Source organism: Geodermatophilus sp. URMC 62, assembly GCF_052931475.1.
In genome coordinates this window covers 3,147,497-3,173,175 of record NZ_JBRFHY010000001.1, presented here as the reverse complement: position 1 = coordinate 3,173,175, position 25,679 = coordinate 3,147,497, and the positions used below count along the sequence as shown (strand labels likewise).

Genomic DNA, 25,679 nt, shown 5'->3' with positions numbered 1-25,679 from the left:
CGATTCGCGAGTGGCGGGCGGGCCGGCGGTGCCGGCCCGCCCGCGTGCGTCCTCCCTGCCGATCCTCCCAGCCCGGGCGACTCAGACGTGCGCGGGCTCCGCGGTGAGGTCGTGGGTGTCCGCTCCGTACAACGTCTCCGGGTCCACCTCGTAGTCCCGCCCGGGGACCAGGTCCTCGACCTCGCCGGGCAGCGCACCCCCGTCGGTCGGGGCGCCGTCCCCGGCGGCCCCCGGCTCGGCCGGTCGCACCGCTCGGGTGCGCCGGAACACCCCGGTGCCGCGGGCCAGGTTGTGGCCGACGGCGAGGGCGCGGATGCGCGGGGTGCTGCGCCTGCCGTTCTCGCCCTCCCAGCTGTGCGTGCTGAGCATGCCCTGGACGATGACCGGGTCGCCCTTGCTGACGCTGCCCGAGACGTTGCCCGACAGGTCGTTCCAGCACTCGACGTCGACCCAGAACGTGCTGGCGTCGACGAACTGCTGGGTCTGGGCGTCGAAGCGCCGCGCGGTGGAGGCCAGGCGGAAGTTGGTGACCGTGCCGCTTCGCAGGCTGACGCGACGCGGTGAGTCGGCGACGTTGCCGACGACGGTGACGTGGGTGTCGTTCACGGTGCTCCTCGGGGATCTCTCGCGGGCCGGCACCGTGCCGGCCCGGGTCGACCCTCGCCCCGCCGGGACCGTGCCGGCGGCGGTGCGGTCCGGCTGTGGAGGAGCCAGCCCCTGTGGACGGCGCGGCACCGGGATGTCGGTGGCGGGGCGCGAGCGGGTACCCGGAGGTGCCATCATCGGCGACCGAGCGCCCGTAGCTCAGCGGACAGAGCAGCGGTCTTCTAAACCGCCGGTCGCAGGTTCGATCCCTGCCGGGCGCGCACCGTGGTGTCCCGGGACACCGGCACGGCACGACGGGGGCCGTGGCCGCTCCCCGTCGTGCCACTCAGGGCCGGGAGTCCTCGGCGGCGGCAGCCGCCATCCTCGGCGCGGCGGCCTTGTCGGCAGCTGCAGCCGGCGCGACGGGACGACGCGCGGCCCGGCGGTAGCGGTGACCGAGCACCAGCGTCCGCGACAGGACCTCGCACAGCGCCATGGTGATCAGTGACGTCGACCAGGTGGCCACGGAGTGCAGGTCGAGCCGCTCACTGAGCCGGCCGATGGCCTCGGCGCCACCGTGCAGCGCGACGATGCCGAACACCAGCCGCGAGCTCATGCCGATGATCCACAGGGCGGCCGCGGCCGGGCGCGCCTCCACCATCACCTTGTCGCCCTCGCGGAAGACCCGGGTGAGCAGAGCGCACCCGAGGCCCAGGGCGAGACCGACCGCGGCGAGCACGCTCGCGAACAGGACGTCCGACGTCTCGCCGGGGATGGTGCCGAGGTAGTCGAACGCCGCCCAGAGGACGAGGCCCACGGGCCACAGCAGGCTGATCACGGTCAGCTCGCGTCCACGGACCTGCCGCAGCACCAGGAGGACCAGGCCGAGGGAGATGCCGCCGTCGGTCCAGTTCATCTCTCCTCCGGAGGGGTGGGGTGCATCGCGTCGTCTCGCACGGGATACATCACCAGAGATGTATCTGCGGAGATGTTAATGTCAGCGGGCGGATGGACACCAGGTGGGTTCCGACGGCGGTGTGAGGGGAGGAGTCGTGGACGTCGTGCGGCTGAACGCCCTGTCCCGGAGGCTCCGGGAGGTCGCCCTCGCCGCCAGCCGGTCGAGCGGGGACCTCGACATCTCCGTCGCCCAGCTGGCCGTGATCGAGGCGGTGGCGCGCGCGCCGGGCAGCACGGTCGCGACGATCACCCGCACCACCGGGCTGGCGCAGAGCTGGGTGTCGAGGATCGTCCGTGAGATGGCCGACGCCGGCGTCTTCGTCCTGGCCAAGGACCCGGACGACCGCCGCCGGACCCGGATGTCCCTCTCCGCGGACGCGGCGCGCCTGACGTTCCACGACCGTGGTGAGCGCTCGGTCGACTCCGGCCTCGCGGAGACGGCGTCGCACCTCGACGAGGCGGGCGTGCGGCGGGTCCTCGACCTGCTGACCGAGCTGGAGTCGCTGCTGCGACCGGACACCGGCCCGGACGACGGCGGCGACGGCTGACACCCCGACCCCCTTGGGACCGCTGTCCGGTGCGGTGCAAGTCGGCTGCCAGGGCGCTGCAAGTCGCCCGCGCCACGGTGCTCCCGAGCACCCGGGGACGGACCCGGGACCGACCGAGGAGCCCGCCATGACGCAGGTCCACGACCCCCGCCAGCAGCCGCACCCCGTCCCGAACGCCTTCGGCCCGCACCAGGCCCACCACCAGGCCCCGCACGCCCTCGGCCCCGGCCCGTACGCGCCGCCGGCTCCCGGCTACGGCGCTCCGGGCGGCCTCGGCCACGGCCGGCCGCCGGTGCCGCCGCGGAGGAGCGCCCTCCCCGTGATCCTCGGCGTCATCGGGGCGATCGTCGTCCTCGCCGGCCTCGGCGTCGGCGCGCTGTTCCTCTTCGGCAGCCAGCAGCTGGACACCGCCGAGGCGGAGCGGCAGATCGTCTCGATCACCGAGGAGCAGACCGGCGTCACGGTCACCGACGTCAGCTGCCCCGACGACGTCGAGCTCGCCGCCGGCACGGTGACCACGTGCACGGCCGCGGTCGAGGGCCAGCAGGTCACCTACACCGTCGAGCAGACCGACGACGAGGGCACCGTCCGCATCGACAGCGACCAGGTCTTCGTGCAGGTCGCCGACGTCGAGGCGACCCTCACCGACCAGTTCGCCACCGAGGCCGGCCTGTCGGTGGTCGCCACCTGCGACGCCGGCGACCGCACCGTCCTCGTCGCCGCCGACGGCTTGGAGCTCACCTGCGAGGCCACCCTGGTCGACGACCCCAGCGACACCGGCACCGTGACCGCCCTGATCGACGCCGAGGGCACCGTCACCTTCGACGCCGCCTGACGCAGGGCCCGGTCGGCGCCCCCTGACCCGGGCGCCGACCGGACGCGAGCGGCCCAGGACCCGTCCGGTCCTGGGCCGCTCGCGCGCGACGGTGGGTCAGCGGGAGCCGGCGGGCACCCAGCCGATCGCCGGCGCCACGTGCCGGGCCACGTTCTCCAGCAGGCGCGCGTTGTACTCGACGCCCAGCATGTTCGGCACCGTGAGCAGCAGCGTGTCGGCCTCGCGGACGGCGGCGTCCTTGGCGAGCTCCTCGGCCAGCTGGTCGGGCTCGCCGACGTAGCTCTTGCCGAAGCGGGCGCGCACCCCCTCCAGCAGCCCGACCTGGTCCTCCCCCGACCGCTCAGCGCCGAAGTAGGCCCGGTCGAGGTCGGAGACCACGGGCAGGACGCTGCGGCTCACCGACACCCGCGGCTCGCGCTCCCACCCGGCGTCGGCCCACGAGGCGCGGAAGCGGGCGATCTGCTCGGCCTGCAGCTCGTCGAAGGGCACGCCGGTGTCCTCCACCAGCAGGGTGGAGCTCATCAGGTTCATCCCCTGGCGGGCGGCCCACTCCCCCGTCGCCCGGGTGCCCGCGCCCCACCAGATCCGGTCGGCCAGGCCCGGCGACTGCGGCTGCACCGCCAGGCGCCCGCGCGCCCCGCCGGTCATCCCGGGATCGGCGTCGACGACGGTCGCGCCGCGGACCGCGGCCAGGAACAGCGCCGTCTTCTCGCGGGCCAGGTCGGCGTCCGTGGCGCCCTCCGGCGGCACGTAGCCGAAGGCCTCCGAGCCGCGCAGCGCCGTCTCCGGTGAGCCGCGGCTGACGCCGAGCTGCAGGCGGCCGTCGGCGAGCAGGTCGGTGGCCGCGGCCTCCTCGGCCATGTACAGCGGGTTCTCGTAGCGCATGTCGACCACGCCGGTGCCGATCTCGATGCGCGTGGTCCGCGCGGCCATGGCGGCCAGCAGTGGGAACGGCGAGGCCAGCTGGCGGGCGAAGTGGTGCACGCGGACGAACGCGCCGTCGAGGCCCAGCTCCTCGGCGGCGACGGCGAGCTCCACGCTCTGCACCAGCGCGTCGCGCGCGGTGCGCACCTGCGAGCCGGGCAGCGGCTGCCAGTGACCGAAGGACAGGAACCCGATCCGCTTCTCCGTGCCGGACGTCATGGACCCACCAGCGCGCCCGCCGGGGCGGGTGTTCCCGCTGGGGCGTCCAGTCACGCCGTGTGATCAGTCGACCACGACATTCCGAGGACGGGTTCCGTCACTCTGGGCGGCCGGTCGGCCACCCTGTCCGGGTGACTCTCAGCGCCCCCCACGTGCCGCGGCCCCGGGACGACCGGCCCGGCGGTCCCGCGACGGGGACGAGGCTGCGGGCCATCGACACGCTGCTGGCCGACCGCGGCCAGCTGTTCCGCGCCCTGTTCCTCTCCTCGCCGGTCCCCCAGGCCCTCGTCGACCTCGACGGTCACCTGCTGGTGGTCAACGACGCGCTGTGCGCGCTGGCCGACCGCGGGATCGACGACATGGTCGGCCGGCACGTCGACCTGCTCGCCCACCCCGACGAGGCCCCGCTCGCCGAGCGCCCCGACGCCGGCGGCGAGGCCCGCCTCGACCCGTGGCTGCGCCGGGACGGCGAGCGGCGCCTGCGCCGCGCCGACGGCAGCGAGCTGTGGGTGCAGCAGTCGCACGACGTCGTCCACCGCAGCACCGGCGAGCCGCAGTTCGTCGTCCTGTCGCTGGTCGACGTCACCGACCGGCGCCGGGCCGAGGAGGACCTGGTCCGCCGCGCGTTCACCGACCCGCTGACCGGGTTGCCCAACCGCCGGGCCCTCACCGACCGGCTCCACCACGCGCTGGCCCTCTCCCGCCGCCGCGGGCTGCAGGTGGGCCTGGTGCACCTGGACCTCGACCGGTTCCACGCGGTCAACGACACCCTCGGCACCGAGGCCGGGGACCTGCTGCTCAGCCAGGTCGCCGACCGGCTGCGCTGGAGCACCCGGGTCGAGGACACCGCCGTCCGGCTCGGTGCCGACGAGTTCCTCATCCTCGCCGAGGACGTCGAGGACCTCGACGGCCTGCGCGCCCTGGCCGACCGGCTGCTCTCGGTGCTCGACGACCCGTTCCAGGTGGGCGGCCGGGAGATCGTGCTGTCGGCGAGCGTGGGCCTGACGCTGGGCTCCGACGTCGCCCCCGACGACCTGCTGCGCCAGGCGCACGGCGCGCTGACCCGGGCCAAGGGCGACGGCAGCCGCGCGCGCATCGAGGTGCACGACGGGGTGCTCACCGACGACGAGGTCGACCTGCTGCAGCTGGAGGCCGACCTGCGGCGCGCGCTGGACGGCGACGAGCTGCGGCTGTTCTACCAGCCGATCGTCGACCTCTCCGACGAGACGCTGCTGGGCTACGAGGCGCTCATCCGCTGGCAGCACCCGACCCGCGGCCTGCTGCCGCCGGGTGCCTTCCTCGAGGCCGCCGAGAACAACCGGCTGACCTCCCGGCTCGGCGCGTGGGTGCTGCGCCGCGCCTGCCTAGACGCCGCCGGCTGGCCGGCCGGGCTGCGGGTGCACGTCAACGTCTCCGCCCGCCACCTGGCCGAGACCGGGTTCAGCGAGCTGGTCGGCGCCGCGCTCGACGAGTCGGGGCTGGCGCCCGGGCGGCTGGAGCTGGAGATCACCGAGTCGACGGCGCTGTTCGCGGAGGAGGCGACGCTGGAGGCGGTGTCGGAGGTGACCGCGCGCGGCGTGACGCTGGCCCTCGACGACTTCGGCACCGGCTACTCGGCGATCACCGCGCTGCACCGGCTGCCGATCCACACCGTCAAGATCGACCGCTCCTTCGTGGCCGACGTCGTCACCCGGCCCTCCACCGCGGCGCTCGTGCAGGGGCTGCTCCAGCTGGGCCTGGGGATGGGCCTGCAGGTCATCGCCGAGGGCATCGAGGACCTCGACCAGGCCGAGTGGCTGCGCACGCACGGCTGCGCGATGGCGCAGGGCTACGCGTTCGGCCGCCCCGCGCCGCTGCCCAGCCGCACCGACACGACCGCCGCCGAGGCGCTGGTCGGGCAGGCCGCCGAGGAGGCCGCCGCGGTCCTCGAGGCGGTCACTGGCGAGCTGGAGGCCGTGGTGGACGCCGTGCCGGCCGGCGCCGACGGCATCGACCTGTTCCCGCTCGAGGACACCGTGCCGCCGCCCTCGCCGCGCCCGTTCCTCAAGGTGGTCGACGAGCCGCCCGCCGCCGAGAGGGACGACGACCAGGCGTGAGCCGCGTCGTGCTCTGCCCACAGGTGTGGGCAGAGCACGACGACCCGCGGGAGGACCTACACCCGCGGCAGCGCCAGCGGCACCGGGCGCTTGGGCTCCCGGCCGTCGCCGGAGGAGCGGCCGCGCACCCGGCGGGCGATCCACGGGGCGACGAAGCCGCGCACCCACGCGGCCTCCTCGGCCAGCGCCGCCCGCAGCGCCCGCGGCGGGGCCGGCGGCAGCGGGGTGCGCCAGTCGTCCCCGGTGACCGGGACGCCGAGCGCCGCGGCCGCGGCCAGCGCCGTCCGCCGGTGGCCCTCGGCGGTGAGGTGGATGCGGTCGCCGTCCCACAGCCGCCAGTCCAGCAGCCAGTCCGCGCCCCACTGGTCGAGGACGACGGCGCCGTGCCGCGCGGCGATCGACCACAGCGAGGCGTTGAACACCGCCACCCGGCCGCGGGTGCGCCGGATGATCGGCGTCAGCCGCGGGTCGACGCCGGTGGCCAGCAGCACGTCGGCGCCGTCGGCCCGGAAGCCGGCCACCGCCTCCTCCAGCGCGGCGGCCAGCCGGTCGGGGTCGGCGCCGGGGCGCAGCAGGTCGTTGCCGCCGGCCACGAGGCTGACCAGGTCCGGCCGGGCGGCGCGGGCCACCGGCACCTGCTCGGCGACCACCTGCGGCAGCAGCCGCCCGCGGATGGCCAGGTTGGCGTACTCCAGGTCGGCGCCCGGCGACACCGCCGCCGCGTGGACGGCGAGGTGCCCGGCGAGCCGGTCGGCCCAGCCGCGGTACTCGCCGGGGCGGTCGGGATCGGGGTCGGCCAGCCCCTCGGTGAAGGAGTCGCCGAGGGCGACGTAGCGGCGCCAGGAGGTGCGGGACGGTGCGGGCACGGACCCCACTCCAGCACGCCGCGGGCGCCGGGGACGCGCCGGGTGGGGGCCGGGTCAGGGCGCGCCGGGACCCGCCTCGCCGGGCTCGTCGCGCAGCTGGGCCCGCAGGTCGGGCGGGAGGTGCTCGAGCAGCTCGTCGGGCAGGTAGGGCAGGTCTAGCAGGGAGAGCTTGACCCGGGTGCGCGCCGCGGACCGGGAGCCCTCGATGCGCACCAGCTGCCCGGCGTCGGGCCGGTAGGAGACGGCCAGGTCGTCGCCCGGCTGCAGCCGGCCGGTCAGGACGCCGTCGAGCTCTACGGCCGGGCGGCCGGCGCTGATGGTGAGCAGCAGCGTGTCCTGCCCGCCGAGCACGACGGTGCGGGAGATCCCCTGCATCGGCGCCGCGGGCGTGACCAGGATCCCCTCCAGGCCGGGGCTCACCACCGGGCCGCCGGCGGCGTAGGTGTAGGCCGTCGAGCCCATGGCGGTGGCCAGGATGACCGCGTCGCAGCGGTAGTGCCCGTAGCGCTGCCCGCCCACGGACAGGTCCGCGGCCACCATGCCCTCGCCCGGTACGCGGGCCAGGACGGCGTCGTTGAAGGCCAGCCACTCCCGGTCGGCCTGCCGCGCGACGAGGCACCCGCGCGACTCGGTGGTCGCCCGGCCCTCGACCAGGGACCTCAGCGCCTCCCCCAGCTCCCGGCCCTCCACCTCGGCGAGGAAGCCCAGGTGGCCGAGGTTGACCCCGAGCACCGGCACCGGCCGGGCGCTCACCAGGCGCATGGCGCCGAGGATGGTGCCGTCGCCGCCCAGCGCGATCAGGGCGTCGCAGGTGGCGGCCAGCTCCTCGGGAGCCACGGCCGTGACCGCCACGAGGTCGAGCCGGGCGACGTCGGCCCGCCCGGCCACCAGCTCCACCCCCATGCCGCCGGTCCACACGGCGACCTGCCGGACGGCCGGGGAGCAGTCGCGGGTCGGGTGCAGCACCAGGCCGACGCGGACCACCGCTCAGCCGCGCCAGGTCTCGAGCAGCCGCAGCCAGATCTCGCTGATCGTCGGGTAGGCCGGGACGGCGTGCCAGAGCCGGGAGATCGGCACCTCCCCGACGATCGCGACCGTGGCCGACTGCAGCAGCTCGGCCACCGCCGGGCCGACGAACGTGACGCCGAGCAGCACCTCGCGCTCGGGATCGACGACCGCGATCGCCGTCCCCTCGTAGCCGTCGGCGAACAGCGCGGCGCCGGCCACCGAGCCGATGGGGTACTCCACGACGCGGTGCGGCAGCCCGGCCTCCCGGGCCTGCGCGCCGGTCAGGCCGACGCTGGCCACCTGCGGGTCGGTGAAGACGACGGCGGGCGTGGCGGCGCGGTCGGCGGTGGCCACGTGCGGCGACCAGTCCTCGGTCGAGACCTGCTCGCCGCGGGCGCGGGCCACGATCGCCGCGCCGGCCTGGCGGGCCTGGTACTTGCCCATGTGGGTGAGCAGCCGGCGGCCGTTGACGTCGCCGACGCCGTAGAGCCAGGGCAGGCCGCGCACCTGCAGCGTGTCGTCGACGTCGAGGTAGCGGCCCGGTTCGAGGCCGACGGTGTCGACGCCGATGCCGGTGGTGCGCGCCCGCCGGCCGACCGCGACCAGCACCTCGTCGCCGCGGACCTCCTCCCCGTCGACGGTGAGCACGACCTCGTCGGACTCGCGCCGGGCGGCCGCCACGTGCGCGCCGAGGCGGACGTCGACGCCGCGGTCGCGCAGCGAGGCGAGCACCGCCTCCCCGGCCTGCGGCTCGGCGCCGGGCAGCAGCCGCTCCCCGCGCTGCAGCAGGGTCACCTGCGAGCCGAGCGCGTTCCAGGCGAAGGACATCTCGCAGCCGACGTAGCCGCCGCCGACCACCAGCAGCCGGCGGGGCGCCTCCTTGGCGCTGGTGGCCTCGCGCGGCGTCCACGGCTGCACGTCGGGCAGGCCCTCGACCGGCGGCACCGCGGGGGCCGACCCGGTGCAGACCGCGACGGCGTGCCGGGCGGTCAGCCGCGTCGTCCCGCCGTCGGGCCCGGTGACGACGACGGTGCGCTCGCCGTCGAGCCGGGCGGTGCCGCGGAGCAGGTCGATGCCGGCGCCCTCGACCCACTGCACCTGCGAGGCGTCGTCCCAGTCGTGGGTGAAGGAGTCGCGGCGCTCGAGGGTGGCGGCGACGTCCTGCTCCCCCGTCACGGCGGCCGCCGCTCCCTGCACCGCCCTGGCCTGCTCGATGGCCTCGGTGCCGCGCAGCAGCGCCTTGCTCGGCATGCACGCGTAGTAGGAGCACTCACCACCGACCAGGTGCTCCTCCACCAGCACCGCGGACAGGCCGCCGCGGACGACGACGTCGGCGACGTTCTCCCCGGTCGGGCCGGCCCCGAGCACGACGACGTCGTAGGTCTTCTCCGTGCTGTTCTTCTCCGTGCTGGTCTCCTCTGCGCTGTTCACCGCCCCATCCTCACCGTGTGGTCGACTGGCCGCCATGCCCCCGGACCGGCCCCCCGTCGACGCCGCCGCCTACGCCGCCGCGCTGCGCCAGTACGCCGCCGGGGTCGCGCTGATGACCGTCCGCGACGACACCGACGACGTCGGCACCACGGTCACCTCGGTGATGAGCGTCTCGGCCGACCCGCCGCTGGTGGCCGTCGGGCTGACCGCCGAGGGCTACCCGGCCGAGGTGCTGGAGGCGGTGGGCAGCTGCGCGCTGACCGTGCTCGCCGCCGGGCAGGCGATCCTGGCCAGCCGGTTCTCCTCCGCCGGGCGGCCCGGGGCGCGGCACCTGCTGGAGTCGGTGCCGTGGTCGCGGGCCGCGGGCAGCGACGCGATCGTGCTCGACGGCGGCGTCGTCGCGCTCGACTGCCGGCTCGACCGGCTGGTGCCCGCCGGCGACCACGTGCTCGCGCTGCTGGCCGTCGTCGGGGTCCCGGTGCTGCGGGAGGACGCCGCGCCTCTGCTGCGCCTGCGCGGCCGCTACGTCGACGCCCCGTAGCCGCGGATGGTCGGCCCCCTCGCGGGGCCCGCCGCGAGCGGAGCGAGTGGTGGGGGGCGGGGGGGCCTTCAACTAGGTTCGGGGGCGATGAGCCAGCCGCAGACCCCCGTGCCGTCCGCGCTCCGGCGCGCCCTCGCCCGCGCCGAGCGGGGAGTGACCCTCGACGCCGGCGAGGCCGAGACCCTGCTCTCGGCCCGCGGGCTGGCCGACGGCGAGCCGCTGGACCGGCTGCTGACCGCCGCCTCCCGGGTCCGCGACGCCGGGCTGACCTCGGCCGGGCGGCCGGGGGTGGTCACCTACAGCCGCAAGGTGTTCATCCCGCTCACCCACCTGTGCCGCGACCGCTGCCACTACTGCACCTTCGTGACCACGCCCGGGCAGCTCCGCCAGGAGGGGAAGGCACCGTTCCTCTCCCCCGACGAGGTGCTGCAGGTCGCCCGCGACGGCGCCGCGCTGGGCTGCAAGGAGGCGCTGTTCACCCTCGGCGACCGCCCCGAGGAGCGCTGGCCGGTCGCCCGCGAGTGGCTGGAGGCCCACGGCTTCGACTCCACGCCGGCCTATCTGCGCGCGATGGCGATCCGGGTGCTGGAGGAGACCGGGCTGCTGCCCCACCTCAACCCCGGCGTCATGACCTGGGAGGAGGTGCAGCGGCTCAAGCCGGTGTCGGCCTCGATGGGGATGATGCTCGAGACGACGGCGACCCGGCTGTGGTCGCTGCCCGGCGGCCCGCACTTCGGCAGCCCCGACAAGGAGCCCGCCGTCCGGCTGCGGGTGCTCGAGGACGCCGGCCGCTCCGCCGTCCCGTTCACCACCGGCGTGCTGCTGGGCATCGGCGAGACGCCGGCCGAGCGGGTCGAGGCGGTCCTGGCGATCCGGGCCGCGCACTCCCGGCACGGGCACGTGCAGGAGGTCATCGTCCAGAACTTCCGCGCCAAGCCGCGCACGGCGATGGCCGCGCACGACGACCTCGCGCTGCAGGAGTACGTGGCCGCCGTCGCCGTCACCCGGCTGCTGCTGGGGCCGAGGATGCGGGTGCAGGCCCCGCCGAACCTGTCGGACTCCACCGAGCTGGGCCTGCTGCTGCGCGCCGGCGTCGACGACTGGGGCGGGGTCAGTCCACTGACGCCCGACCACGTCAACCCCGAGCGGCCCTGGCCGAACACCGACACCCTCGCCGCGCTCAGCGCCGCGGGCGGGTTCACGCTGCGCGAGCGGCTGGCCGCCCAGCCCCGGTACGTGCTCGAGCCCGAGCCGTGGCTGGACCCGCGGGTGCGCCCGCACGTGGCCGCGCTGGCCGGGCCCGACGGGCTGGCCGTCGAGGGCCGCACCCCCGTCGGGCGGCCGTGGCAGGAGCCCGACGAGGCCTGGGTGTCCTCGGGCCGGGTCGACCTGCACGTCGAGGTCGACACCGTCGGGCGCACCGGCGACCGGCGCAGCGACTTCGACGCCGTCTACGGCGACTGGGCCGAGCTGCGCGACCGGACGACGGCCGCCCGCGACGGGCACTCCACCGCGCTGGCCGTGGGCGACCCGGAGGTGCACGCGGCGCTGCGGGCCGCCGAGCGTGACCCGGCGGGGCTGTCCGACGGGCAGTACCTGGCGCTGCTGGGCGCCGACGGCCCCGACCTCGAGGCGCTGTGCGCGCTGGCCGACGCCGTCCGCGCGGACGTCAGCGGCGACGACGTCACCTACGTCGTCAACCGGAACATCAACTTCACCAACGTCTGCTACACCGGCTGCCGGTTCTGCGCGTTCGCGCAGCGGCGCACCGACGCCGACGCCTACACGCTGTCGCTGGCCGAGGTCGGCGACCGGGTCGACCAGGCGTGGGCCGCGGGAGCCACCGAGATCTGCATGCAGGGCGGCATCCACCCCGACCTGCCCGGCTCGGCCTACCTGGACCTGATCGGTGAGGTGAAGCGCCGGCAGCCCGGCATCCACCTGCACGCCTTCTCCCCCATGGAGATCGTCAACGCCGCGGCCCGCACCGGGCTGTCGTTCGCCGAGTTCCTCACCGCGGCGAAGGAGGCCGGGCTCGACAGCGTCCCGGGCACGGCGGCGGAGATCCTCGACGACGACGTCCGCTGGGTGCTGACCAAGGGCAAGCTGCCCGCCGCGACCTGGGTGGAGATCATCTCGACTGCGCACCGGGTGGGCATCCCGACGACGTCGACGATGATGTACGGCCACGTCGACACCCCCGCCCACTGGGTGGCGCACCTGCGCACGCTGGCCCGGCTGCAGGACGACACCGGCGGGTTCACCGAGTTCGTGCTGCTGCCCTTCGTGCACCACAACGCGCCGATCTACCTCGCCGGCGTCGCCCGGCCGGGGCCGACGGTGCGGGAGAACCGGGCGCTGCACGCCGTCGCGCGGCTGCTGCTGCACGGGCGGATCCGGAACGTGCAGACCTCGTGGGTCAAGCTCGGCGAGGCCGGCACGCGGGCGGTGCTGCAGGGCGGGGCCAACGACCTCGGCGGCACGCTCATGGAGGAGACGATCAGCCGGATGGCCGGCAGCGAGAACGGCTCGCTGAAGACCATCGCCGAGCTGGAGGCGGTCGCGGCGTCCATCGGCCGGCCGGCGCGGCAGCGGACCACGGAGTACGGGACGCCGTCGGCCGAGCGGCTGGCCACCGCCCGCTCCGACGAGGGCCGCCGCCGGCTCACCCTCTCGATCGCCCCGGCTTGACGGACGAGATCTGCACACTGGTGCCCATCGACTGCCGAGGGGCGACCAGTGTGCAGATCTCGCGGGACCGGGACCGGGCCCCTCAGGCGCGTTATGTGGGTTGCCCGCGGCAACTGATGGCTTGACATGAGGGCGCCTCTGCGGAACGTGGCGGTTGTCGAAGACCCCTCGTCCGCAGAGGCGCCTCTCATGCTGCCCACCGAGAACCTCCTCGTCCACGTCTACGTGCTCGTCGACGACGCCATCGCCGCCGCAGAAGTGACCATTCCGGTGCGGCCGGGTCCGGCGCCGGCCTGCAGCGACGCCGAACTGCTCACCATCGCGCTGGTGCGCCATCTGCTGGGCCGGCGCAGCGAAGCCGGGTTCCTCGCCGAGGTCGCCCGCGACTTCGCGCACCTGTTTCCCCGGCTGCCCCACCAGTCGGAGGCCAACCGGCGCATCCGCTGGCTGTGGGCGGCCTTCGAGCAGCTGCGCGCCGCGCTGGTGGCCCGGTGCCCGCTCGATGACTGCGCCCAGATCGACACCAGCGCGCTGCCGGTCAAGCACCCTTCCCGGGTCCGCGGCCCCGATGGCTGGGTCGGCCCGCACGAGCTGGTCGCCGGCTTCGGCCGCGACGGCGCGCACGGAGAGTGGTTCTACGGCTTCCGGCTGGCCGTCCGCACCGATCTGGGATCGCGGCTGGTGCGCGCCTGGAGCATCGTGCCCGCCGCGGTCAACGAACGCGACGTCGCGACCGATCTGCTCGCCGCCGGGCCAGCACCGCGTGACCTGCTGGTCGACAAGGGCTTCACCGGTCGGGCCTTCACCGCCGCCTGCGCCGCCCGCGGCACCGCCGTGCTCACCCCGCCCACCAAGGCCCAGCGCCCGAACATGCCCAGCGCCCTGCGCCAGGTGATCGCCCGCTGGCGCAACCACATCGAGGTCACCTTCGGCGAGCTCACCGACCGGATGGAGCTGGCCCGCCACGGCGCCCACACCTTCTGGGGCCTGCTGACCCGCACCGCCGCCACCATCGCCGCGCACACCCTGCTACGCGTTCATTCCACCGACCTCAGGCTGGCGTAACCCAACCCACATAACGCGCCTCAGGCGACGGGGGCCGGCTGCCGGGGCGCGGGGCCGGCGGTGGCCGGCTGCGAGTGGTCGTGCGCGGGCGCGGGCTGCGGGCGGCCGAACAGGTAGCCCTGGGCGTGCGAGCAGGCGAGGTCGTCGAGCAGGGCGTGCTGCTCCTGCGTCTCGACCCCCTCGGCGACGACCTCCAGCTGCAGGCTGCGGGCCAGCTCGATGATCGAGGCGACCAGGGTGGTCGAGCGGCCCTCGCTGCCGAGGTCCTGCACGAAGCTGCGGTCGATCTTGACGATGTCGGCGGGCAGCCGGCGCAGGTAGGACAGGCTGGAGTAGCCGGTGCCGAAGTCGTCGATGGCGATCCGCACGCCCAGGCCCCGCAGCGCGCGCAGCTGGTCGACGACCTGGTCGACGTCGCTGAGCAGCACGCCCTCGGTGACCTCCAGCGTGAGCTGGCCGGCGGGCAGGCCGTGCCGGGTCAGCACCTCGTCGACCAGCCCGACGACGTCGTCGTCGACCAGCTGCCGCGGCGAGAGGTTGACCGCCATGCCCACGGGCCGGCCGGACTCCGCCGTCCAGACGGCGGCCTGGCGCACCGCCTGGTCGAGCACCCACCGGCCGATCTCGACGATGTGCCCGCTCTCCTCGGCCATCGGGATGAACTCGACCGGCGGCACCATGCCCCGCTCGGGGTGCGCCCAGCGCAGCAGCGCCTCGTAGCCGGTGGTGCGCCCGTCGGCCAGCGCGATGGTCGGCTGGTAGTGCACGGCGAGCTGGCCTGCGCCGGTGGCGACGGCGAGGTCGGCGAGCAGGGTGGCCTTGTCCTCGGCGGCCTGGGCCATGCCCGGCGCGTAGCGGACCAGGCGGTTCTTGCCCTGCGCCTTGGCCTGGTACATGGCCAGGTCGGCGTTGCGCAGCAGGGTGCCGGCGCGGCGGTCGCCGGCGGTGGCGGTGTCGGCCACGCCGATGCTGACGTGCACGGTCAGCGGGCGGCCACCGACGACGACCGGCTCGGCGAGGGCGGCGAGCACCCGCCCGCCGATCGCCGTCGCCACCTCGGCGCCACCGTCGACCACGATGGCGAACTCGTCACCGCCCAGCCGCGCGACCTCGTCGCCGGACCGCGTGCAGGCCTGCAGCCGCTCGGAGACCGCCGTCAGCAACTGGTCACCGGCGGCGTGACCGCGGGTGTCGTTGACGTCCTTGAAGTCGTCGAGGTCCAGGAACAGGACGCTGACGGGGCCGCCGCGGCGGGCCAGCAGCCGCTCGGCGTTCTCGTGCACCAGCGTGCGGTTGGCCAGCCCGGTGAGCGGGTCGTGCAGGCCCTGCTGCTCGTTGAGCCGCCAGGACGCCAGGTGGGCCAGGCTCGAGCCGAGCACGAAGCCGCCGTGCACGAGCGCCCACAGCCACGGGGAGTGGTAGGCGGCGGCGTGCCCGAACACCGAGTGCGGGAACAGCGTGCCCAGCAGTCCGTGGTGCAGCACGACCACGCCCAGCGCCAGGCCGAAGGGCGCCCAGCTCTGGTACAGCGAGACCAGGCCGACGACGACGAAGAAGGAGAAGTGGGCCTCGGTCAGCCCGTCGAGCAGGTGCACGATCAGCACCGAGGCGGCCAGCAGGCTGGTCGTCGTCCCGGCGGCCCGCAGCGTGCGGCCGGCGCCGGGCAGCAGGGAGAAGACCAGCGGGTAGGCCGTGGCGGCCGTCATGAGCACGGCGGCCAGGACCGAGCGGCCCAGGCCCAGCGCCAGGACGCCGATGCCGGCCGCCTGCGCCACGGACACCCGCACCAGCAGCAGGTGGCGCCTCCGCCAGGTCGCCTCGGGCAGCATCCGCCCCTCGGGCAGGTGGCTGCGCAGCCGGATGAGCACGCGGAGGTCCATGCCTCCCCCATCGGCCTCCCCGCCGGGCCGCTCCAGGCGGGGGGCGCCGGGCCTCACCCCCGGGGGTGAACCGGTCGACGGCGCGGCAGGGCGCCCGCCAGGACCGGCAGCGACCGGGCGGTGTGCCCGGCCGGCAGCGTCCACCAGCTCCCGAGCAGCGCGTCGAGCTCGGGCTCGAGCCGGCCCAGCCCCGCGCCCGGGTACGGCGTGAGCTCGCCGGCCCACAGCTGCCCGGCGTGGCGGTAGAGGTCCACGCGCAGCATGTCGAAGCCGGCGGCCACGGCCGCGGCGGCGGCGAGCAGGTCGGGCAGCCAGCCGGGGCGCGGCACGTCGGGACCGGCCGGATACCCCCAGCTCCACGGCAGCGGCTCCCAGTCGGCGGTGTACAGGCGCGCCCGGTGCTCCCCCCGCCGGCCGGTGTGGACGCCGACCAGCCGCGGCACGCCGTCGAACACGAGCACCTTGAGGTCGGCAGGGACCTCGCCGGGGCCGCCCACGTGCTCCTCGGCGAGCAGCAGCGGCCGCGCGTGCCGGTAGGCCCACTCCTCGCTCTTGCGCCAGTAGCGCTCCCCGACCCAGCCGGCGGTCCGCCCCGCCAGGTCGGCGACGTCGGGGCGCCCCTCCCCCACCAGCACCCGCCGGCAGGAGTGGTTGGGCTTGAGCACCCACCGCGCGGGCAGGTCGGCGCGGGCGAGGTCGGCGACGTCGGTGCCCGTCCAGTACGTCTCCGGGACGCGCACCAGCCCGGGCGCCCGGGCGGCGACGTGGTCCTTGGCCGCCAGCTTGTCGCAGGTCGGTGCCAGCAGGGCCCGGCGGTCGCGGGTGATCCGCCAGTTGAGCTTCTCGGTGAAGGTGCGCGGGTCCCGCAGCGGCGGCAGCCGACCGTGGTGGCGCCGGTAGAGCAGCGCGCGGCGCAGCGGGGGGACGACGCGGGCCAGGCGGGCGGGGTCCTCGACCGTCACGGGCGCGGTCCTACCCGGGCCGGGTGGAGGCGCACGCCCGGGCTGCGCCGGTGACGGTCCGGCCGCCCCGGGTGGCGCCGGCGCGACGCCGGGGATCGCCCCTGCCGCTGCACGTCGACCGCTGGCGGCGGGTGCAGTCCGAGCGCGCCGCCGCGCCCGAGGTCGTGCCCACCGCCTGACGCACCCGGCCCCGGCGTCGCCCGGCGGCCTCCCCGGCGGGAGGGCAAGGTGGCCGTGTGCGTGCCATCAGCTACCGCCGCACCGGCGGCCCCGAGGTCCTGGAACTGCTCGACCTGCCCGTGCCCGACCCTGGTCCCGGCGAGGTGCGGGTGCGGCTGGCCTTCTCCGGCGTCAACCCCACCGACTGGAAGTCGCGCTCGGGCGCCACCGCCGGCGCCCTCGGCACCGACGCCCAGGTGCCCAACCAGGACGGCGCCGGCACCGTCGAGGCGGTCGGGCAGGGCGTGGCCCCGGCGGTCGTCGGCCAGCGCGTCTGGGTCTGGGAGGCGGCCTGGCAGCGGCGCTGGGGCACGGCCGCCGAGTACACCGTCGTCCCGGCCCGGCAGGCGGTGCTGCTCGGCGAGGGGCCCTCGTTCGAGCTCGGCGCGGCTCTCGGCATCCCGTTCCTCACCGCCCACCGCTGCCTCACCCTCGGGGAGGCGCTGCCCGACCGGCTCGGCCCCGGCGCGCTCGCCGGCCGCACGGTGCTCGTGCAGGGCGGCGCGGGCGCGGTCGGCAACGCCGCGATCCAGCTCGCCCGCTGGGCCGACGCCACCGTCGTCGCCACGGTGAGCAGTCCGCACAAGGCCCAGCTGGCCGCCGCGGCCGGCGCCTCGCACGTCGTCGACTACCGCCAGCAGGACGTCGTCACCGAGGTGCGCAAGGTGGCGCCCAAGGGGGTCGACGTCGTCGTCGAGGTGGCGCCGGCGGCCAACGCCGCCGTCGACGCGCAGCTGCTCGGGCCGCACGCCGCCGTCGCCGTCTACGCCAACAACGGCGGCGACGAGGTGACGCTGCCGGTGCGCCCGTCGATGACGCCCAACGCCCAGTGGCACTTCGTGCTGGTCTACACCGAGCCGGAGCGCGCGAAGGTGATCGGCGTCGAGGACGTCAACGCCGCCGTGCTCGACGGCGCCGTGCGGGTGGGCGAGGAGGCGGGGCTGCCCCTGCACGTCTTCCCGCTCGCCGAGACCGCCCAGGCCCACCGCGCCGTCGAGGAGGGCGCGGTCGGCAAGGTGCTCGTCGACGTGACGGCCTGACGGGCGCGCTGCCGCGCCCCGCCCGTGGGGTCACCAGGAGGCGAGGACGCGCGCGGGACCGCCCGAGCCCTCCTCGAACGGGATGAGGCCGACCACGATCGTCGCGCCCGTGGGCGGGACGGCGTCGAGGTGGGCGAGGTTCTCCAGCCCGTAGCGGTCGGCACCGGTGAGCAGCAGGTGGGTGTCGAACGTCGTGGACACACCCGGGTCGATGCTCAGCGTGTCGACGCCGAGGCTGCGGATGCGCCGGTGCTCCAGCAGCCACTCGCAGGTGTCCGCACCGAAGCCGGGGAAGTGCAGCGTCCCCGCCGGGTCCGCGCCGCGGTAGGCCTGCGGATCGGCGAACCGAGTGCCCCAGCCGGAGTTCATGAGGACGGCGGCGTCGTCCGGGATGCGGCCGTGGCGCTGCTCGTGCGCGCGGACGTCGTCGATCGTCACGACGGTGTCGGGCTCGTCCGCCGCGCGGCCGCTGATGTCGACGACGACGGCGGGCGTGACGAGCTCCTCGATCCGCAGCTCGGGCGCGAGGCGACCGCCCGCCGTGAAGTGCCCCGGCGCGTCGACGTGGGTGCCGGTGTGCTCGAAGAGGCGCCACTCCTGCAGGTAGTAGCCGTCCTGCTCGATCGTCGCGGCGGTGCTGCGGGTCGGCGCCTCGCTCGGGTCGAACATCGGCAGACCGGTGGTCAACGGGTGCGTGAGGTCGCACAGCCCCCGTCCGCCCCGGCCCGGGGCCCGCGGTGTCCGGTCCTCGGCCCGGGCGTTACCGGCCAGCGCGGCGGTCACGGCCGCGGCCGCCCCGCCCACCAGCGCTGCCCGCCGGGAGAAGCCGGCCCCGGTCCCGGCGCGTTCCCGCTGCGCCACCCTGCCTGTGTGCTCCGTGCACATGCGCGCTCTCCGTCGTCCCCGTGTCATCGGGCCCCTGGGCTCGGGGGTCCGCGCACCACAGCGCCGGGACCGAGCCCTGGGACCGAGCGCCGGGACCGGACGCCGGGACCGGGCGCCGGGACCGGGCGCGCGACCGCGCACTGCCGCGCGGTCAGGACGCCCGACGCGGCGAGATCGCCGGTCCCGGCACCCTGCAGGGGGTCCCTGGGTTCAGCCGACGCCGAGGTCGCGGGCGATGAGCATCCGCTGCACCTCGCTGGTGCCCTCGCCAATCTCGAGGATCTTGGCGTCGCGGTAGAAGCGGCCGACCGGCGTCTCGTTCATGAAGCCGTAGCCGCCGTGCACCTGGGTGGCGTAGCGGGCGTTGTCCATGGCGGCCTCGGAGCTGTAGAGCTTGGCGATCGAGGCCTCGCGGCGGAACGGCTCGCCGCGCAGCATCTTCTCCGCGGCGCGGTAGTAGGCCAGCCGCGCGGTGGAGGCCCGGACCTCCATGTCGGCGATCATGAACTGCACGGCCTGGTTGCGGCCGATCGGCTGGCCGAACGCCTCGCGCTGGGCGGCGTAGCGCACCGACTCGTCCACGCAGCCCTGCGCCAGGCCGACCGCGAGCGCGGAGATCGCGACCCGCCCCTCGTCGAGGATGGAGAGGAACTGCGCGAACCCGCGGCCGCGCTGCCCGACCAGGTTCTCCTCGGGCACGCGGACGTCGGCGAAGGACAGCTCGCGGGTGTCCGAGGCGTTCCAGCCCACCTTGGAGTAGCGGGGGCCCACGGTGAACCCCGGCGTCCCCGACGGGATCGCGATCGCCGAGATCTCCTTGCCGCCGTCGGGGCGGGTGCCGGTGACCGCGGTGACGGTGACCAGCTCGGTCAGGTCGGTGCCGGAGTTGGTGATGAAGGCCTTCGACCCGTTGACGACCCAGTGACCGTCCTCGAGCCGCGCGGTGGTGCGGGTGGCTCCGGCGTCCGACCCGCCGCCGGGCTCGGTCAGGCCGAAGGCGGCCAGCGCCTCCCCCGCGCACAGCCGGGGCAGCCACTCCTTCTTCTGCTCCTCGGAGCCGAACCGGTGGATCGGCATGGCGCCGAGCGAGACGCCGGCCTCGAGCGTGATGGCCACCGAGCTGTCGACCCGCGCGAGCTCCTCCAGGGCCACGCACAGGTCGAAGTAGGTGCCGCCGGAGCCGCCGTACTCCTCGGGGAAGGGCAGGCCGAACAGCCCCAGCTCGCCCATCTGCCGCACGATCGCGGTGGGGAACTCCTCGCGCTCGTAGAACTCCCCGATCTGCGGCGCCACGACCTCGAGCGCGAACTCGCGGACGGTCCGCCGCAGGGCCTCGGTCTCCTCGTCGAGCCGGTAGTCCAGCACGTGTGCCCCCTGGGTCCTGCGGGTGCCGGCGGGATCGCCCCGGTGCCCGCGCGTACGGCCGGCCCGGACGGCCCACCGCTCGGCCGCCAGGTTAACGACGGTTCACATGAGGGTCCAGTGGCGGCCGGGAGCGCTCCGGGGCGGCGGCTAGCATCCGCGACGTGACCGCCGCCGCGCCCGACACCGGGACCGACACCGCGCTGTCGGCCGACGCCGCCCGGCCCTCGCGGCGGGAGCAGATCCTCCGGGCGGCCGCGCAGCTGTTCGCCGAGCGCGGGTCCCGGGCGGTCGGCGTGGACGACGTCGGAGCCGCCGTCGGCGTGACCGGGCCGGCCATCTACCGCCACTTCGCCAGCAAGGACGCGATGCTCGCCGAGATGCTGCTGCGCATCAGCGAGCGGCTGCTGGCCGGCGCCAGCGAGCGGGTGGCCGCGGCCGGCCCGGACCCCGCGGCGCAGCTGCGGGCGCTGGTGGCCTTCCAGGTGGACTTCGCCCTCGACAACCCGGCGCTGATCACGGTGCAGGACCGCGACCTGGGGTCGCTGCCGCCTGCCGACGCCGCGACCGTGCGCCGGCTGCAGCGCCGCTACGTCGAGGTGTGGGTCGACGTCCTGACCCGGCTGCGCCCCGAGGAGGGCACGCACGCCAGCCGGGCCCGCGCGCACGCCGTCTTCGGGCTGGTCAACTCCACGCCGCACAGCGCCGGGCGGCTGCCGCGGCCGGCGATGGCCGCCCTGCTCGCCGCGATGGCCGAGGCCGCCGCCACCGCCTGACCCACCGGCCCCGCCCCTGCGGGGAGGCGGACGGAGGTCAGTCGCCGGCGGGGGCGGCCAGCGGCAGCGCGAGACCGGTGCCGGCGACCAGGTCGAGGTCGGCCGCGCCACCACCACCGGGCGCGGCCCAGGCCGTCTCGACGATCGTGACGACCGAGCCCTCGACGTTGCTCGCGTACTCGGCGTGGGAGAGCTCGGTGGGACCGCCGGCGTAGCGGACGCCCTCGCGCAGCAGGTCGCTGACGTTGCCGCTGCCGTTGCGGTCGGCCAGGGCCCGCAGCGCCCGGGCGCCGGGGGCGTCCCCCATGTCCACGGCCGCCACCGAGACGACGACGGCCCGGCCGCCGACGTCGGTGGAGTACAGCGCCCGCGTCAGGCCCGCGCAGTCGCTCTGCTCGAAGAAGTCGGCCACCGCGCCGTAGGCGTTGCCGGTGCAGGTGTCCTCGGTCCGGACCTGCTGGAGGACGAACGTCGCACCGTCGAGCACCGTGCGGTCGCCCGGCTGCGGCCCGGCCGGCACCTGCGCGGCCGGGGCGCTGGGTGACGCCGGCTGCTGCGAGGTGGCCGAGGCGGTGTCGTCGTCCCCGGTCAGGCCGACGACCACGCCGACCACGACGACGAGCACGGCGAGGGCCGCGGCGACCGCCAGCGCGAGCCGGCGCCGCGCGGCCGGCGACCGGCGGCGCGGTCCCACGAGGGGCACCGGCGGGCCCGTCTCCTCGCTGGCCGGCACCGGGGACGGCTCGGGCGCCGTGGCCACCCGGACGGCGGAGGCCGGCTCGGACACCTGCTCGGACACCTGCTCGGCGGCCGGCCAGGACACCGGCTCGGCGCCGGCGAAGAGCCCACCGATGCCGCCGGTCTCGTCGGCGGCCACCTCGAGCGGACCCTCGGGCGGGAGGACCTCCTGCCGTGGCACCGGCGCGGCGAAGCGGGCGGTGACCGTCCGGCCCTGCGGCGCGGCAGGGGCGGCGGGCGGCACCGGCCGGGCCGACGGCGTGCCGGCCGGGACCGCGCCGACGGAGGCACCGGCCGCGGCACGGGCGGCCGCCTCCTCGTCGGCGCGGATGGCGGCCACGGCCACCGCGGCGGCCGCCACCGGGTCGACCAGCGGGCCGGGCGGCGCGGCGGCGGGCACCGGCGGGACGTCGCCGTGGGAGGGGACGTCACCGTGGGAGGGGACGTCGGCGTACGAGGGGACGTCGGCGTACGAGGGGACGGGCGCGGCGACCAGGGCACCCAGCGCCGGGCTGGCGGCCATCGCCGCCGGCGCCAGCAGTTCACGCTTGCGCAGGACGTAGGGCGAGTACGGGAACCCCTCGCCGTTGAGCTCCTCGACCGTGGGCCCCCGTCCGGGCAGCCCCAGCGCGATCAGCGCGGCGCGGACGTCGGCGGTGGTCCACAGCCGCGGGTTGTCCACGCCGGCGTAGCGGGCCGACCGGGCGATGCCCAGCAGCAGCGAGCGGGGCTCGAGCAGCGCCACCTGGTCGCCCTCGCCGAGGTCGCCGTCGGCCGGCACCAGACCGGTCAGGTCCCCGACGAGGACGGTCAGCCGGGCGATCCGGCCGGGCTCGAGACCGGCGCGGCGCAGCCGGACGGCGGCGTCCATGCCTGCCCGCATGAGCCCGTCCAGCGGCGTCGACCCACCGCCGGCCAGCTGCAGCACCTCGCCGGGTCCGGCGCCGGGGCCGATGGTCCAGGAACCGTCGGGGGTCGCGGTGACCACGCCGGTCTGGCGCACCACCTCGACGACGCGCACGACCGCCAGCCCCTCGGGCACGAAGAGGACGGCGTCGGAGAGGCGCCGCTCCATCGGCCCGTCGACGACGGGGATGGACGCGACGACCGCGCCGCGGACGGTCCCGCCGCGGTCCCATCGGGTCAGCTCGGCGAAGAGGGCGCTCTCCCCTGCCGTCTGCACCGGCGTCGGGGTCAGGGCCAGCACGTCGTCCTCCGGGGGTCGGGTGCGGTGGGCAGGCGCCGGGGGCGCGCGGGAGCGGTCGTCGGGCCCGCGGGGCCGGCCAGGGCGGCTGCGCCCGACGTTACGTCATGTGACGGGGCGTTCCCGCTCCTCAACGCGGCGACGCGCCGTCCGCCGGCGCACCGGCGGGGACGCCGTCGGCCGTGCGGCCCGGCTCGACGGGGCGACGCCAGGCGGCGAAGGCGGAGGTGTGCGCGATCACGTCGACCGCCGTCCACAGCAGCGTGGAGCCGACGACGACCAGCCCGATCGACCACCAGGTCCAGTCCCACGGCGGCAGCAGGCCGGCGAAGTCCTGCACCCAGCCGGCGGCGTAGACCGCGGCGGCGGTGATCGGGGCGGCGGCCCAGCCGGGCACCCGGTAGGTGACGGCCAGGTCGACGCAGACCGCACCGACGAGCAGCACGAACGGCAGCACCGACGGCGGGAAGCCGATGGCGACCAGGGCCGCCCACACGACGGCGCGGTAGGCGAGGTAGGCACCGGCGAGGACGGTCGCGGTCCACCGCAGGCCGACCACCCGGCGGGCGACGACCAGGGCGAGCAGGCCGGCGCAGACCAGCCACGCGGGGTGGACCCAGGAGGGCACCGGCAGCATGAACGCCGTCGGCGACTGCCCCTGCGCGGCGGCGAAGTCGAGCAGCTGCGGCTCGGCCGTCGTCCGGCCGGCCGCGTAGGCCCGCAGCGACAGGACGCCGTACTCCTGGTGCTGGTTGGGGAACAGGACGTTCTCCACGAAGAACAGCCACAGGCCCAGCGCGACCAGGTCGCGGGTGCGGCCCGGCGCGGCGTACAGCCACCAGCCGCGGATGGCCCCGGCCAGCATCACCGCCGTCCCGAGGTAGAGCAGCGCGTGGCTGGGGCTCCAGCTGGTGATGTCCAGCCCGTTGATGCGGTGGTTGACGATGTCGATCGGGATGGCGACGAGGAACGTGCCGATCCCCCACTGCATGAGCCGCAGCGCCCGGCGGTCGACGCCGTGGCCGGTGTACCCGTGGAACAGGACCAGGCCGATGACGACCGCCGTACCCGCCGAGTTGAGCAGGTGCGGGGGCGCCAGGTCGTCGCGCAGCCACCGGAAGTGCCAGGACACGTCCCACGAGGAGCCCAGCATCTTGAGCAGGAAGGCGCCGAGCCAGGCGGCGTAGATCCAGCGCAGCTCGGTCGGGCTGGTCGGCCGCCCCGGGCGGCCCGGCGTCGTGTACGTCAGCCACAGCCAGCGGAGCAGGGCGAGCGGGTGCCGCAGCCCGGCGGCCAGCGAGCCCGGCGCCGAGGGCACCGCTCCGGGGCGCGCGACAGCGGCGGCGGGATGGGGCACGGGGTCTCCCTGGGGTGCGGGGCGAGTGGCCGAGCCTAGCGGCGGGAGCGGCCGATTCCGACCCCTCACGCCGCGCCGGTGTGGCAGATGTGTCACGGGGCGGACACGCGTGGTGGCCGGGACGGGCGGGACGCCGCGCCTGGCGCCCCGTAGGGTCGGGCGTCGTGGCGGAGAACGGCGGGCACCTGGTCTGGATCGACTGCGAGATGACCGGGCTGGACCTCACCCGGGACAAGCTGATCGAGATCGCGGTGGTCGTGACCGACTCGGAGCTGCGGATCCTGGACCCGGGCCTGGACCTGGTGATCTCCGCCGACGACGCCGACCTCGAGGGCATGGCCGACGTCGTCACCGAGATGCACGCGAAGTCGGGGCTCACCGAGTCGGTGCGGGCCGCCACGCTCACCGTGGCCGAGGCCGAGCAGCAGGTGCTGGCCTACGTGAAGCGCTGGGTGCCCGAGCGGCGCACCGCCCCCCTGTGCGGCAACTCCATCGGCACCGACCGCGGGTTCCTCGCCCGCGACATGCCCGAGCTCGACGACCACCTGCACTACCGGATGGTCGACGTCAGCTCGGTCAAGGAGCTGGCCCGCCGCTGGTTCCCGCGGGTCTACTTCGCGCAGCCGCCCAAGGGCCTGGCGCACCGGGCGCTGGCCGACATCATCGAGTCGATCCGCGAGCTGGCCTACTACCGCCGGACGCTCTTCGTCGACGCGCCCGGCCCCTCGACGTCGCAGGCCCAGCGCGCGGCCGGCGAGGTGTCGACCTCCTTCGCCGACGTCCTCGCCGCCGCCGACGCGAGCGCTCCGGACCAGGGCGACGCCGACGCAGCGGAGGGCACACCCCCGGCCGCGTCGGGGAGCTGACCGGCTCCGGTATCCTCGTCCGTGCTCCCCGGTGCCGTGCGCCCCGGGAGTGCACGCGGTGGGTGTAGCTCAGCTGGTAGAGCACCAGGTTGTGATCCTGGGTGTCGCGGGTTCGAGCCCCGTCACTCACCCCACGCAGGGAGGCCCTGACCGGTTCGCCGGCCAGGGCCTCCCTGCGTTCCGGCACACGGGACGACGCCCGGCGTCCTGGTGCCGCGCGGGAGGTCTCCGGTACCGGCGGGCCGGCGGTCGGCACGCGCGTGTCCGCCGTCGGGGCGGGTACGCCTGGCGCACGGTCGCGTCGGGCGCCGGCTCCCGACGCTGCCCAGGCCCGGCGGTCGAGGCAGTGGCCGCCGGGCCGCCCCGGTGGCCTGCACGTCCGGCTCCTGGAGCAGCGCGCGGGCGATGGCGGCGAGCCGCTCGTCGAAGCTGTCCTGCCCGGTCACGGCAGTCCTCCTCGTGCCGGATCCTCCGTCGCTCGGGCGCGGGCCGCACGCGGCCGGGAGCACGAGAGGTGCCGCTGACGACGGCGGCCGGGACGTGCGTCTCATCCACGCGGCCGCGGGTTGGCAGACCCGGCGCCTGGGCATGGAACGCAGCGGCACGGGTGAACAGCCACCCCGG

General features: G+C 75.9%; 22 protein-coding genes and 2 tRNA genes. 12 read left to right on the top strand and 12 right to left on the bottom strand.

What is annotated here, in order from left to right; all coding sequences use genetic code 11:
- Positions 1 to 81 precede the first annotated feature (81 nt).
- Positions 82 to 606, bottom strand: a complete 525-nt coding sequence (locus ACU616_RS15530; protein WP_446759343.1) for a single-stranded DNA-binding protein — start codon at positions 604 to 606, stop codon at positions 82 to 84.
- Positions 607 to 793: 187 nt separating this feature from the next.
- Here ACU616_RS15530 and ACU616_RS15525 point away from each other — a divergent pair.
- Positions 794 to 866, top strand: a tRNA-Arg gene (locus ACU616_RS15525).
- Between the two features lie 65 nt (positions 867 to 931).
- On the opposite strand, the gene ACU616_RS15520 is transcribed toward ACU616_RS15525, so the two are convergent.
- Positions 932 to 1,501: a hypothetical protein gene (locus ACU616_RS15520; RefSeq protein WP_446759342.1), complete on the bottom strand. Its 570-nt coding sequence runs from the start codon at positions 1,499 to 1,501 to the stop codon at positions 932 to 934.
- Between the two features lie 136 nt (positions 1,502 to 1,637).
- Here ACU616_RS15520 and ACU616_RS15515 point away from each other — a divergent pair, with 136 nt between their 5' ends.
- Together ACU616_RS15515 and ACU616_RS15510 are read left to right on the top strand one after the other, a co-directional pair.
- Entirely contained in the window at positions 1,638 to 2,090 is a 453-nt protein-coding gene (locus ACU616_RS15515; protein ID WP_446759341.1) for a MarR family winged helix-turn-helix transcriptional regulator, read from the top strand.
- A gap of 127 nt (positions 2,091 to 2,217) precedes the next feature.
- A complete protein-coding gene (locus tag ACU616_RS15510; RefSeq protein WP_446759340.1) occupies positions 2,218 to 2,925 on the top strand; it encodes a DUF4333 domain-containing protein in 708 nt (235 codons plus the stop codon).
- A gap of 96 nt (positions 2,926 to 3,021) precedes the next feature.
- Here the strand turns inward: ACU616_RS15510 and ACU616_RS15505 are convergent, their stop codons facing one another.
- Positions 3,022 to 4,068, bottom strand: coding sequence for an LLM class flavin-dependent oxidoreductase (locus ACU616_RS15505; RefSeq protein WP_446759339.1), 1,047 nt, complete (start codon positions 4,066 to 4,068; stop codon positions 3,022 to 3,024).
- 131 nt (positions 4,069 to 4,199) lie between these two features.
- Here ACU616_RS15505 and ACU616_RS15500 point away from each other — a divergent pair, with 131 nt between their 5' ends.
- A complete protein-coding gene (locus tag ACU616_RS15500) occupies positions 4,200 to 6,164 on the top strand; it encodes a putative bifunctional diguanylate cyclase/phosphodiesterase (protein WP_446759338.1) in 1,965 nt (654 codons plus the stop codon).
- A 56-nt stretch (positions 6,165 to 6,220) separates the two neighbouring features.
- On the opposite strand, the gene ACU616_RS15495 is transcribed toward ACU616_RS15500, so the two are convergent.
- From ACU616_RS15495 to ACU616_RS15485, 3 genes are read right to left on the bottom strand one after another with little or no spacing between them, the layout of a single operon-like run.
- The gene (locus ACU616_RS15495) at positions 6,221 to 7,030 is read right to left on the bottom strand and encodes an SGNH/GDSL hydrolase family protein (RefSeq protein ID WP_446759337.1); all 810 of its coding nucleotides are present in this window, start codon (positions 7,028 to 7,030) and stop codon (positions 6,221 to 6,223) included.
- Positions 7,031 to 7,084: 54 nt separating this feature from the next.
- Positions 7,085 to 8,014, bottom strand: coding sequence for an NAD(+)/NADH kinase (locus ACU616_RS15490; protein ID WP_446759336.1), 930 nt, complete (start codon positions 8,012 to 8,014; stop codon positions 7,085 to 7,087).
- A gap of 3 nt (positions 8,015 to 8,017) precedes the next feature.
- Positions 8,018 to 9,469 carry a dihydrolipoyl dehydrogenase family protein gene (locus tag ACU616_RS15485; RefSeq protein ID WP_446759335.1) on the bottom strand — a complete coding sequence of 484 codons (1,452 nt, stop codon included), beginning with the start codon at positions 9,467 to 9,469 and terminating at the stop codon, positions 8,018 to 8,020.
- Positions 9,470 to 9,503: 34 nt separating this feature from the next.
- On the opposite strand from ACU616_RS15485, the gene ACU616_RS15480 reads away from it, so the two are divergent.
- The 3 genes from ACU616_RS15480 to ACU616_RS15470 all read left to right on the top strand — a co-directional run bounded on the left by ACU616_RS15480 (position 9,504) and on the right by ACU616_RS15470 (position 13,766).
- The gene (locus ACU616_RS15480; RefSeq protein ID WP_446759334.1) at positions 9,504 to 10,010 is read left to right on the top strand and encodes a flavin reductase family protein; all 507 of its coding nucleotides are present in this window, start codon (positions 9,504 to 9,506) and stop codon (positions 10,008 to 10,010) included.
- 87 nt (positions 10,011 to 10,097) lie between these two features.
- Positions 10,098 to 12,701 (top strand): bifunctional FO biosynthesis protein CofGH, encoded by a 2,604-nt coding sequence (locus ACU616_RS15475; RefSeq protein ID WP_446759333.1) that lies wholly within the window; start codon positions 10,098 to 10,100, stop codon positions 12,699 to 12,701.
- A gap of 189 nt (positions 12,702 to 12,890) precedes the next feature.
- A complete protein-coding gene (locus ACU616_RS15470) occupies positions 12,891 to 13,766 on the top strand; it encodes a transposase (RefSeq protein WP_446757353.1) in 876 nt (291 codons plus the stop codon).
- A 20-nt stretch (positions 13,767 to 13,786) separates the two neighbouring features.
- On the opposite strand, the gene ACU616_RS15465 is transcribed toward ACU616_RS15470, so the two are convergent.
- Both ACU616_RS15465 and ACU616_RS15460 read right to left on the bottom strand, forming a co-directional pair.
- Entirely contained in the window at positions 13,787 to 15,646 is a 1,860-nt protein-coding gene (locus tag ACU616_RS15465; protein ID WP_446759332.1) for a putative bifunctional diguanylate cyclase/phosphodiesterase, read from the bottom strand.
- Between the two features lie 53 nt (positions 15,647 to 15,699).
- Positions 15,700 to 16,608, bottom strand: coding sequence for an ATP-grasp fold amidoligase family protein (locus ACU616_RS15460; RefSeq protein ID WP_446759331.1), 909 nt, complete (start codon positions 16,606 to 16,608; stop codon positions 15,700 to 15,702).
- 23 nt (positions 16,609 to 16,631) lie between these two features.
- Here ACU616_RS15460 and ACU616_RS15455 point away from each other — a divergent pair, with 23 nt between their 5' ends.
- Both ACU616_RS15455 and ACU616_RS15450 read left to right on the top strand, forming a co-directional pair.
- Positions 16,632 to 16,787 (top strand): hypothetical protein, encoded by a 156-nt coding sequence (locus tag ACU616_RS15455; protein ID WP_446759330.1) that lies wholly within the window; start codon positions 16,632 to 16,634, stop codon positions 16,785 to 16,787.
- 57 nt (positions 16,788 to 16,844) lie between these two features.
- Positions 16,845 to 17,867 (top strand): NADPH:quinone reductase, encoded by a 1,023-nt coding sequence (locus ACU616_RS15450; protein ID WP_446759329.1) that lies wholly within the window; start codon positions 16,845 to 16,847, stop codon positions 17,865 to 17,867.
- 30 nt (positions 17,868 to 17,897) lie between these two features.
- Here the strand turns inward: ACU616_RS15450 and ACU616_RS15445 are convergent, their stop codons facing one another.
- Both ACU616_RS15445 and ACU616_RS15440 read right to left on the bottom strand, forming a co-directional pair.
- Positions 17,898 to 18,728 carry a cyclase family protein gene (locus tag ACU616_RS15445; protein ID WP_446759328.1) on the bottom strand — a complete coding sequence of 277 codons (831 nt, stop codon included), beginning with the start codon at positions 18,726 to 18,728 and terminating at the stop codon, positions 17,898 to 17,900.
- A gap of 234 nt (positions 18,729 to 18,962) precedes the next feature.
- Positions 18,963 to 20,117 (bottom strand): acyl-CoA dehydrogenase family protein, encoded by a 1,155-nt coding sequence (locus tag ACU616_RS15440; RefSeq protein WP_446759327.1) that lies wholly within the window; start codon positions 20,115 to 20,117, stop codon positions 18,963 to 18,965.
- Positions 20,118 to 20,278: 161 nt separating this feature from the next.
- Between ACU616_RS15440 and ACU616_RS15435 the strand changes: the two genes are divergently transcribed.
- Positions 20,279 to 20,890, top strand: a complete 612-nt coding sequence (locus ACU616_RS15435; protein WP_446759326.1) for an SACE_7040 family transcriptional regulator — start codon at positions 20,279 to 20,281, stop codon at positions 20,888 to 20,890.
- Positions 20,891 to 20,927: 37 nt separating this feature from the next.
- Here the strand turns inward: ACU616_RS15435 and ACU616_RS15430 are convergent, their stop codons facing one another.
- Both ACU616_RS15430 and ACU616_RS15425 read right to left on the bottom strand, forming a co-directional pair.
- Complete coding sequence (locus ACU616_RS15430) at positions 20,928 to 22,835, bottom strand: hypothetical protein (RefSeq protein ID WP_446759325.1); 1,908 nt, start codon at positions 22,833 to 22,835, stop codon at positions 20,928 to 20,930.
- 127 nt (positions 22,836 to 22,962) lie between these two features.
- Entirely contained in the window at positions 22,963 to 24,189 is a 1,227-nt protein-coding gene (locus ACU616_RS15425; protein ID WP_446759324.1) for a hypothetical protein, read from the bottom strand.
- A 164-nt stretch (positions 24,190 to 24,353) separates the two neighbouring features.
- On the opposite strand from ACU616_RS15425, the gene orn reads away from it, so the two are divergent.
- A complete protein-coding gene (gene orn / locus ACU616_RS15420; protein WP_446759323.1) occupies positions 24,354 to 25,055 on the top strand; it encodes an oligoribonuclease in 702 nt (233 codons plus the stop codon).
- A 58-nt stretch (positions 25,056 to 25,113) separates the two neighbouring features.
- Positions 25,114 to 25,189: transfer RNA gene (locus ACU616_RS15415), tRNA-His, on the top strand.
- Positions 25,190 to 25,679: the final 490 nt, after the last annotated feature.